Here is a 9,247-nt window from a genome sequence, read left to right on the forward strand (position 1 = left end):
TCTTCCGTATGTGGCGTGTAAATGACATGTAACGCGACGCTTCTACGATTCCGCCGCTGCTGCCCTTCGACGCCGCCCTTCGGCGTCCAGCGTGCCCAAGGAATCCGCCCCCATGCCGTCCCACGCTCCGCTCCGCCGCAATCTGCTGGCCCTGCTGGTCTGTGCTTCGCTGCCGTCGCTGGCTGTCGCTGAAACCGCCCCCGCGACCGCCGCGCCGTCGGCCACCACCCTCGATTCGATCTCGGTGATCGGCCGCGGCGAAGCCCGCCAGGTGCAGCGCGTGACCGCCGAGGACATGAAGATCCTGCCGCCGGGTGCCAACCCGCTGAAGCTGCTGGCCAGCAAGCCGGGCGTGCACTTCGAATCGGCCGATGCCACCGGCGCCTACGAATGGTCCACCAGCATCAGCCTGCGTGGCTTCAACCAGAACCGCCTGGGCTACACCCTCGATGGCATCCCGCTGGGCAACATGGCCTACGGCAACAGCAACGGCCTGCACATCAGCCGCGCGGTGATCAGCGAGAACCTGGGCGGTGCGGAGGTCTCCACCGGCATTGGCGCGCTGGGTACGCCGTCCACCAGCAACCTTGGCGGCGTGTTCCAGTTCTACTCGATCGATCCGTCCACCGAATACGGCGTGGTTCTGGCGCAGGGCTTTGGCAGCGACAACGCGCGCCGTAGCTATGCGCGCCTCGATACCGGCGACCACCAGGGCTTTGCGGCCTACCTGTCCGGCGCATACTCGGAAGGCGACAAGTGGAAGGGCAAGGGCTCGCAGGAGCTGAAGCAGTTCAACGGCAAGGCCACCTACAACTTCGGAACGGACAGCAGGATCACGGCGCTGTTCAACGCCTCGCGCCGCGTCGAGGCCGATTACCAGGACCTGTCGCTGGAGATGATCGATCGCCTCGGCTGGGACTGGGACAACTACGCGCCGGACTGGGATCGTGCCGTCGCCGCGGCACGCGGAAAATTCAGCGGTGGCGTCAACAGCCCCTGGGATGCGTACTACTCCGGCCACGGGCTGCGCAATGACGACCTGTCCAGCATCGCCGGCGATTTCGGCCTGAACGAGTCGATGCGGCTGAAGGTCAATGTCTACAACCACAGCAACCGTGGCCAGGGCCACTGGTTCAGCCCGTCCAATCCGTCCAACCCGGGTACCAGCCGCGAGATCCCGATCTCGATCCGCACCACCGAGTACGCGATCGACCGCACCGGCGTGACCTCCGCGTTCACCTGGAACATCGGTGGCCACGAACTGGAAGCCGGCCTCTGGTACGAGGACAACGGGCACAGCGTGCAGCGCAACTTCTACTACATCGACGGCCCGATCACCGACGACTTCTTCCTGCGCAACCCGGACCAGCGCGTGTGGCACCAGCGCTACACCACCATCACCCGCCAGTTCTACGTGCAGGACCGCTTCCGCCTGTTCGATGACCGCCTGACCATCGACATCGGTGCGAAGTCGCCGCACACCCGCACCAGCGTGCGCACGCCGCTGGGCAGCTACGCCAACAACAGCAGCCTGACCTCGAAGAAGGGCCTGCTGCCGCAGGCCGGCTTCAACTTCAAGCTCAACGAAGGCAATGAAATCTTCGGCTCGTTCGCCAAGAACGTGGCTGCCTATGCGCTGGGCGTGGGCAGCCCGTTCAACGTGCCGCAGGCAGCGTTCGACGCCAGCGCGAAGAACCTGAAGCCGGAACAGTCGCGCACCATCGAGCTGGGCTGGCGCGGCTATGGCCAGGGCTATGAAGCCTCGGTGGCGGTGTACGACGTCAAGTTCGACAACCGCCTGCTGGCCATTGCCCAGTGCGTGGGCATCCTCGGTTGCCCGGCGCTGTTCTCCAACGTGGGTTCGGTGACCAGCCGCGGCGCCGAGGCGACCCTGCAGCTGAAGCCGATGCAGGACCTGGCGTGGTCCAACGCGCTGTCCTGGAATGACAGCACCTACGACAACGACTACGTGAACAACGGCGTGGTGCCGACCCGCGGCAAGAAGACCGTCGATACCCCGGAATGGATGTTCGCCAGCACCCTGGCCTGGACCCCGGGCCCGTGGGACATGCGCCTGTCGGCCAACCACGTCGGCAAGCGGTTCGTGACCTATACCAACGACGTGTCGGTGCCGAGCTACTGGCTGGTCAATGCTTCGGTGGCCTATGACTTCGGCACGCTGGGCCCGGCGCAGAACCTGACCGTGGCGCTGAACCTGACCAACCTGACCGACAAGCGTTATCTGTCTTCGATCAACACCAACGGCACCTACGCCGCCGACCCGACCCGCAGCCTGGCGACCATGCAGGTCGGCGCGCCGCGGCAGGTGATGGCCACCGCCACCGTGCGCTTCTGATGCGCGGGCCTGTGGATCCGGAAAGCCGCCGTCGCCTGCTGCGCATGGCGTGGCAGGGCACGGGGGCGGCGATCGCACTGGCGGCGATGCCGGGGCTGGCCACGGCCGGCCCACGGCCGCGGCTGGGGCGTGATCCGTTCACCCTCGGTGTCGCCGCCGGTGATCCGGATCCGCAGGGTGCGGTGCTGTGGACGCGACTGGCGCCGGACCCGCTCAACGGCGGCGGCATGCCGTCGCGGGCGGTTCCGGTGCGCTGGTTCGTGGCCGAAGACCCTGGCATGCGCCGGCTGGTGCAGCGCGGTGTGGCTGCCGCGGTGCCGGAGCTGGCCCATTCGGTGCATGTGGAGGTCAACGGCCTGCGTCCGGGCCGTGACTACTACTACCGCTTCGCCTGCGATGGCGATGAGGAAAGCGCGGTCGGCCATTTCCGCACCGCGCCGCTGCTGGACACGCAGCTGCAGCAGCTGCGGCTGGCACTGTGCACCTGCCAGGCCTGGAACAGTGGCTACTACCCGGTGCTGCGCGATATCGCGAAGAGTGATGTCGACCTGGTGCTGCATGCCGGTGACTACCTGTACGAGTACAGCCCGTTGCAGAACGCGCGCGGCAGCATGCTGGACGCGGCGCGTTTCAGTGGCGAGACGGTGAGCCTGGAGCGCTACCGTGACCAGTACGCGCTGTACAAGCTCGATCCAGACCTGCAGGCCGCGCACGCCGCCCACGCGTTCGCGGTGATCTGGGACGACCACGAGGTGCAGAACGATTACTCCGGCATCCATCCGGAGAAGCCCGGCGTCTCGACCGAAGACTTCATCGTGCGTCGTGCGGCAGCCTATCGCGCGTTCTACGAACACCTGCCGATGCGCAGCACGCCTGCGGGCAATGGTGGCCTGCGCGTGCATCGACGGCTGCGCTATGGCGATCTGGCGCAGCTGACGCTGCTGGACTGCCGCCAGTTCCGCCCGGCCAATCCCTGCGGTGTGGGCGAGTCACCACGCTGCGAGGCGGCACTGGATCCACGCATGAGCATGCTGGGCGTGGGCCAGGAGGCTTGGTTCACGCAGTCGATGGCCGCCGCGCAGGGCACGCGCTGGAATGTAGTGGTGCAGCAGCTGCTGATGGCGCAGCTGCGGCTGGACGGTGGCACGCCGCGCGAGCGCTTCTGGAACGACGCCTGGGATGGTTATCCGGCGGCTCGCAACCGTCTGCTGCAGGCGATGCAGGCGGGCGGGCAGGGCAATGCCATCGTGCTCGGTGGTGACTGGCATTCCACCTTCGTCAACGACCTGAAGCTGGATTTCGACGCGGCCAGCGCGCCGGTCGTGGCAACCGAATTCATCGCCCCGGCGATCAGCAGTGGCGGCGACGACACGCCGTACGGTCCGTACTACGGACCGTCGATACCGCAGAACCCGCATATCCGCTACTTCGACGGCGACCGCCGCGGCTGGTGGAAGCTGCAGCTGAACCGGCAGACCGTGGACGCCGAGCTGCGCTTCGCCGACAGCGTGCTGCGCGCGGATGCGACGGTGCGCACCGCGGCGCGCTTCCTGGTGAGCCACGGCCGCCCGGGCGCAGTCCCGGTGTGAATCCGTTCGGTAGTGCCGGCCGCTGGCCGGCAACCTCCTGAATCTCCGGTTTCCCCGCCACCGGTTTCATCGCCCCCAGCCCGGTTTCGTCGCAAACCGTTTGCGCGCGGCAAGGGCAGGGCGCCAAGGTGTCCGCAGGCGGCAAGGTGCCGCCACAAGGAGACCGTGATGAAGACCCTGTTCGCGCTCGGCGTGTGGTGCCTGCTGTTCGTGCTGTGCTGGCCGCTGGCGATCCTCGCCCTGATCGCCTGGCCGTTCGTGTGGCTGCTGAGCCTGCCGTTCCGCCTGGTCGGCATCACCTTCTCGGCGCTGTTCGCCTTCCTGCGCGCGCTGTTCATGCTGCCGGCACGGTTGCTCGGCGGCGGGCCGGTTGCCGCATGAGGATCATGCTGTTGACCGCACTGGCACTGCTCGCTGCGCCCGCCGTGGCTTCACCTCCAGCACCGCCCTCGGTGTGGCTGGAACGCCAGCAGACCGCTGCGGCTGACGAGGCGAATGCTGCAGCGGTCTCTGTGCCGAAAGCCAAGGAGCGCTGCAGGGTCGCGAAGGAATGGAAGGTCGGCGATACGGTTGTGCAGCACAGAGTCTGTGAGGATCCGCCGAAGAAGCCCGCTGGAAAGGTGTAGCGCCGAGCCTACGCTCGGCGCCACATCATGCTGCCTCTGCACGCAGCGCCGCCTGCACGGCCGGTCGCGCGTTGATCCTGCGCAGGTAGGCAGGCAGGGCCGGCCATGCCGCCAGATCGATGGAGAAGAAGCGGCACCAGCCGAGCACCGTGAAAAGATAGGCATCGGCAACGCTGAAGTCCGGTCCCGTCAGGAAGTCCTGCGTTGCCAACGTGTCCTGCAGCAGATCGAAGCGCTTGAACAGCTTCTGCCGGAAGAAGGCTTTGGCCGCTTCCGGCAGATCGGCGTTGAACAGCGGCGCCGAGCCGGCATGGATCTCGCTGGTCACGAAGTTCAACCACTCCTGCAGTCGTACCCGCTCCCAGCTGCCGACGGGCGGGGCCAGCGCGCATCCGGGTTTCAGGTCGGCCAGGTACTGGACGATGGCCGGGCCTTCGGTCAGCACCTGCCCGTCATCCAGTTCCAGCGCCGCGACATAGCCTTTGCGGTTGATGGCGCGGAAATCGCGGCCATCGGCGGTCTGTTTGGTGATGTTGTCAACTTTGACCAGCTCAAAGGGCAGGCCGAGCTCTCGCAGCACGATATGGGGTGACAGCGAGCAGGTGTAGGGCGCGTAGTAGAGCTTCATGGACGGTCTCGAGGCGGAAAGGACGGCTGGGCCAGCCGATGCGAGGCAGTCTGCTGGGCGAGTCGCATCCGGTAAAATCAATCTTCGATTTTCTTGCCATAAGCTTGACTACTGCCAGTCATGATGAATCTTGCCCATTGGCGGCTGCTGGTTGCCGTGGCCGACGAGGGAACCATCTCGCGCGGCGCTGATCGCGTCGGCATCAGCCAGTCCGGTGCCAGTCAGGCCCTGGCCCAGCTGGAATCCTCATTGGGGTTTGCGGTGTTCGTGCGCGAGCGGCGTCAGGTTGAGATCACCGCGCTCGGCCAACGGGTGATCGAACACGCACGCATCATGCTGGGCGGCCTGCAGGCGATCCGCGCGCTGGCCGATGACAGCCAGGGGCTCAGTGGTGCACGCATCCGCCTGGCGACCTTCCCGTCGCTCGTTTCCAGTGTGCTGCCTGCGCTGCTGCGTGACTTCCAGCGCCGTCACCCGGGCATCGAGGTGGTGGCGGTGGAGGGCACCGACGAGGAGGTGGAGTGCTGGCTCGAATCAGGCACGGTCGACGCCGGCGTGGTGATGAACCCCGCTGCCGATCGCGCCCCGTTGATGCTGGGCAGCGATGGGTGGATGGCGGTGCTTGCGCAGTCGCATCCGCTGGCGCGGCGCGCCACGGAAAGCGGGGTGGCCTTGAGCGAGCTGGCGGCCGAGCCCTTCATCCTCGCAACAGGGGGCTGTGCGGTGAACGGTCAGCGCCTGATGGCGGACGCCGGTCTACAGCTGAGCGACGTACGGGTGACCGTGCGCGACTGGGCCAGCGCGTGCGTGCTTGCCCGCGAGGGTCTTGGAGTCTCGCTGGTGCCGGAATCGACCTTGCCGGACGATCTGCACGGCCTGCGCGTGCTGCCGGTGCAGCCGGGCATCCGGCGCGTGTTCGGCCTGGTCTGTTCGCAGGCGGGGCGCGCATCGCGTGCAACGCAGGTGTTCATGCAGGAGCTGGGCCCGGCCGCTGCGGGCCGGGCGTCCGGATCAGCGTGAACCCGCTACCAGCGGGGCAGGGATGACCTGCTGCTGGCCATCGCTGTACATCATCATGATCTTCTCGCCGCGGTAGGGCAGCACGACCTCCGGACGCCACGGGTTGCCTTTGGGCGCGGTGGCCTTGGCCATGGCGGTACAGCCGCTGTCCTTGACGCCGCAGCGGCGGATGGCGATCTGCAGGGTGCCGTCGGCGGACCGGTAATCGACCCCGGGTGAGTGGAACAGGGTTTCGCCCGGCATGCTGTAGCGGATCCTGATCTGGTTGGCGCCGAGCGGGCTCACCTCGACCGGCTGGACTGGGGCTCTGCGGTAGTCGCCTTCCAGCGGTTCGGCGGCGCAGGCCAGCAGCGGAACAAGTGCGGCCATCAATATAGTCGCTGCCGCGCGCGATGGGCGGGCGAGGGGGATCGATCGCATGGCGTTCCTTCCTTGGTAGATGCCGCGATCATTGAACCGCAGTATTGCAGCGTCAAGTCACGCGGCGCCGTTGCAGGCAACAAAAAACCCCGCCGAGGCGGGGCTTTTGGTTTGCAGGCGCGTGCCGACCAACGGTCGGCACCTACCAGCGAACGATCAGTTCGCCTTGTGGATGGCGCGCTTGCTGACCGCCATCGCCGCGTCGTGGATCACTTCCGACAGCGACGGGTGGGCGTGGCAGATGCGGGCCAGGTCATCGGCCGAGCCGCTGAACTCCATGGTCAGCACGCCTTCGTGCACCAGCTCGGAGACGTTGGCGCCGACCAGGTGCATGCCGAGGATGCGATCGGTTTCGGCATGGGCCAGGATCTTCACGAAGCCTGCCGGCTCGATCATCGCCACGGCACGGCCGTTGGCGGCGAACGGGAAGCTGCCGGCCTTGTACGGAATGCCTTCGGCCTTCAGCTGCGCTTCGGTCTTGCCGACCCAGGCCAGTTCCGGCTCGGTGTAGATGACCCACGGGATGGTGTCGAAGTTGACGTGGCCCGGCAGGCCGGCGATCAGCTCAGCCACCGCGATGCCTTCCTCGAAGCCCTTGTGCGCCAACATCGGGCCGCGCACGCAGTCGCCGACCGCCCACACGCCGTTGACGCCGGTGTGGCAGTGCGCGTCGACTTCGATCTGGCCACGCTCGTTGATCTTCACGCCGGTGCCTTCGGCCAGCAGGCCCTTGGTGGCGGCGCGACGGCCAACGGCCACCAGCAGCTTGTCCACGGTCAGGGTCTTTTCGCCTTCGCTGTCGGTGTAGGTGACAACGACTTCCTTCTTCTTGCCCTTGCCGGTGATCTCGGTCTTGGAGACCTTGGCGCCGAGGCGGATGTCCAGGCCCTGCTTCTTGAATTCCTTGGCAGCGGTCTTGGCCACTTCGGCGTCGGCCACGGCCAGGAACTCCGGCAGTGCTTCCAGGATGGTGACTTCAGCGCCCAGGCGCTTCCACACGCTGCCCAGTTCCAGGCCGATCACGCCGGCGCCGATCACCGCCAGGCGGTTCGGCACTTCGGTGAAGTCCAGGCCGCCGACGTTGTCGACGATGGTGTCGCCGTCGAACTTGGCGAACGGCAGTTCGATCGAATCCGAACCGGCGGCGATGATGACGTTGGTGCCCTTCAGCTCGACGATGGAACCGTCATGCTGGGTGACCTTGACCACGTTGCCCGGCTGCAGTTCGCCAAAACCATAATAGGCAGCGACCTTGTTGGCCTTGAACAGCATGCCGATGCCGCCGGTGAACTGCTTGACGATCTTGTCCTTGCGGCCAACCATCGCCTCGACGTCGATCTTGGCATCCTTGAAGCTGATGCCGTGGTCGCCAAAGATGTGGCCCATGTTCCAGAACTGGCGCGAGGAATCCAGCAGCGCCTTGGACGGGATGCAGCCCACGCGCAGGCAGGTGCCGCCGAGGGCCGGCTTGCCGTCCTTGCCCAGCGCTGCGTCGATGCAGGCGGTCTTCAGGCCCAGCTGGGCCGCGCGGATGGCAGCGTGGTAACCGGCCGGGCCGGCACCGATGACGACGACGTCGAATTGTTCAGCCATTGAATTATTCCTTGATGCATTACCAGAACCCCTCCGCGCAGGCGCGGAGGGGCGGGAGGTGTCTTACAGGCCGAACAGCATGCGGCCCGGGTTTTCCAGCTGGTTCTTGATGTCCACCAGGAACTGCACCGAGTCCTTGCCGTCGATGATGCGGTGGTCGTACGACAGCGCCAGGTACATCATCGGCGCGATCACGACCTGGCCGTTCTGGGCGATCGGACGCTCCTTGATGGCGTGCATGCCCAGGATGGCGCTCTGCGGCGGGTTGATGATCGGGGTCGACAGCAGCGAACCGAAGGTGCCGCCGTTGGTCACGGTGAAGGTGCCGCCCTGAAGTTCTTCCAGGCTCAGCTTGCCGTCACGGGCCTTCTTGGCGTAGTCGGCGATGGTCTTCTCGATGTCGGCGAACGACATGCGCTCGACGTTGCGCAGGACCGGCGTGACCAGGCCCTTCTCGGTCGAGACGGCGATCGAGATGTCCGAGTAGCCGTGGTAGATGATGTCGTCGCCGTCGATCGAGGCGTTGACCAGCGGGAAGCGCTGCAGCGCGTTGGCAGCGGCCTTCACGAAGAAGCTCATGAAGCCCAGCTTGATGCCGTGTGCCTTGACGAACTCGTCCTGCAGTTCCTTGCGCGCCGCCGAGACCTTGGACAGGTCGACTTCGTTGAAGGTGGTCAGCATCGCGGTGGAGTTCTTCGACTCCATCAGGCGCTCGGCGATGCGCTTGCGGATGCGGGTCATCGGCACGCGTTCTTCCGGACGTGCGCCACCGGCCTTGCCGGCGCCGCCGTTGCGGGCGAAGTTGACGATGTCTTCCTTGGTCACCGCGCCGCGACGGCCGGTGCCGTCGACGTCGGCCGGGTTCACGCCTTCGGTGATGGCGGTGAAGCGGGCGCCCGGCGGCAGGGTGTCGGCGGCCGACTTGGCAGCCGGGGCCGGACGGGGGGGGGGTGTCTTTTTTACCACTTCCCCGGCCCGCCGCAGGGGCCCCTCCCCTGTGGGCCGCTTCTTGGTG

Annotated in this window: 9 protein-coding genes; 5 read left to right on the top strand and 4 right to left on the bottom strand. The window is 66.5% G+C overall.

What is annotated here, in order from left to right; all coding sequences use genetic code 11:
• Positions 1–112 precede the first annotated feature (112 nt).
• The 4 genes from EKL94_RS00640 to EKL94_RS00655 all read left to right on the top strand — a co-directional run bounded on the left by EKL94_RS00640 (position 113) and on the right by EKL94_RS00655 (position 4,571).
• On the top strand, positions 113–2,356 hold the full coding sequence (locus EKL94_RS00640; protein ID WP_126927568.1) for a TonB-dependent receptor family protein: 2,244 nt from the start codon (positions 113–115) through the stop codon (positions 2,354–2,356).
• Positions 2,356–3,945 (top strand): alkaline phosphatase D family protein, encoded by a 1,590-nt coding sequence (locus EKL94_RS00645; RefSeq protein WP_126927569.1) that lies wholly within the window; start codon positions 2,356–2,358, stop codon positions 3,943–3,945. The genes EKL94_RS00640 and EKL94_RS00645 overlap by 1 nt, the downstream gene beginning before the upstream one ends.
• A gap of 168 nt (positions 3,946–4,113) precedes the next feature.
• Positions 4,114–4,326: a hypothetical protein gene (locus tag EKL94_RS00650; RefSeq protein ID WP_005410275.1), complete on the top strand. Its 213-nt coding sequence runs from the start codon at positions 4,114–4,116 to the stop codon at positions 4,324–4,326.
• Positions 4,327–4,331: 5 nt separating this feature from the next.
• The gene (locus tag EKL94_RS00655; protein WP_185829965.1) at positions 4,332–4,571 is read left to right on the top strand and encodes a hypothetical protein; all 240 of its coding nucleotides are present in this window, start codon (positions 4,332–4,334) and stop codon (positions 4,569–4,571) included.
• Between the two features lie 25 nt (positions 4,572–4,596).
• Here the strand turns inward: EKL94_RS00655 and gstA are convergent, their stop codons facing one another.
• A complete protein-coding gene (gene gstA, locus EKL94_RS00660; protein WP_126927571.1) occupies positions 4,597–5,199 on the bottom strand; it encodes a glutathione transferase GstA in 603 nt (200 codons plus the stop codon).
• Between the two features lie 123 nt (positions 5,200–5,322).
• Here gstA and EKL94_RS00665 point away from each other — a divergent pair, with 123 nt between their 5' ends.
• Positions 5,323–6,219 (top strand): LysR family transcriptional regulator, encoded by an 897-nt coding sequence (locus tag EKL94_RS00665; RefSeq protein ID WP_260473337.1) that lies wholly within the window; start codon positions 5,323–5,325, stop codon positions 6,217–6,219.
• Here the strand turns inward: EKL94_RS00665 and EKL94_RS00670 are convergent.
• From EKL94_RS00670 to sucB, 3 genes are all read right to left on the bottom strand, one after another.
• Positions 6,211–6,639, bottom strand: coding sequence for a hypothetical protein (locus EKL94_RS00670; protein ID WP_126927573.1), 429 nt, complete (start codon positions 6,637–6,639; stop codon positions 6,211–6,213). The two genes, EKL94_RS00665 and EKL94_RS00670, sit on opposite strands and share 9 nt — an antisense overlap.
• 156 nt (positions 6,640–6,795) lie before the next feature.
• Positions 6,796–8,232 (bottom strand): dihydrolipoyl dehydrogenase, encoded by a 1,437-nt coding sequence (lpdA, locus tag EKL94_RS00675; protein ID WP_126927574.1) that lies wholly within the window; start codon positions 8,230–8,232, stop codon positions 6,796–6,798.
• A 63-nt stretch (positions 8,233–8,295) separates the two neighbouring features.
• Positions 8,296–9,247: dihydrolipoyllysine-residue succinyltransferase (gene sucB, locus EKL94_RS00680; RefSeq protein WP_260473338.1), on the bottom strand; the 952-nt coding region annotated here is incomplete at its 5' end.

The sequence above is a fragment of the Stenotrophomonas maltophilia genome (assembly GCF_003970865.1).
Taxonomy (GTDB): Bacteria; Pseudomonadota; Gammaproteobacteria; order Xanthomonadales; family Xanthomonadaceae; genus Stenotrophomonas; species Stenotrophomonas maltophilia_AR.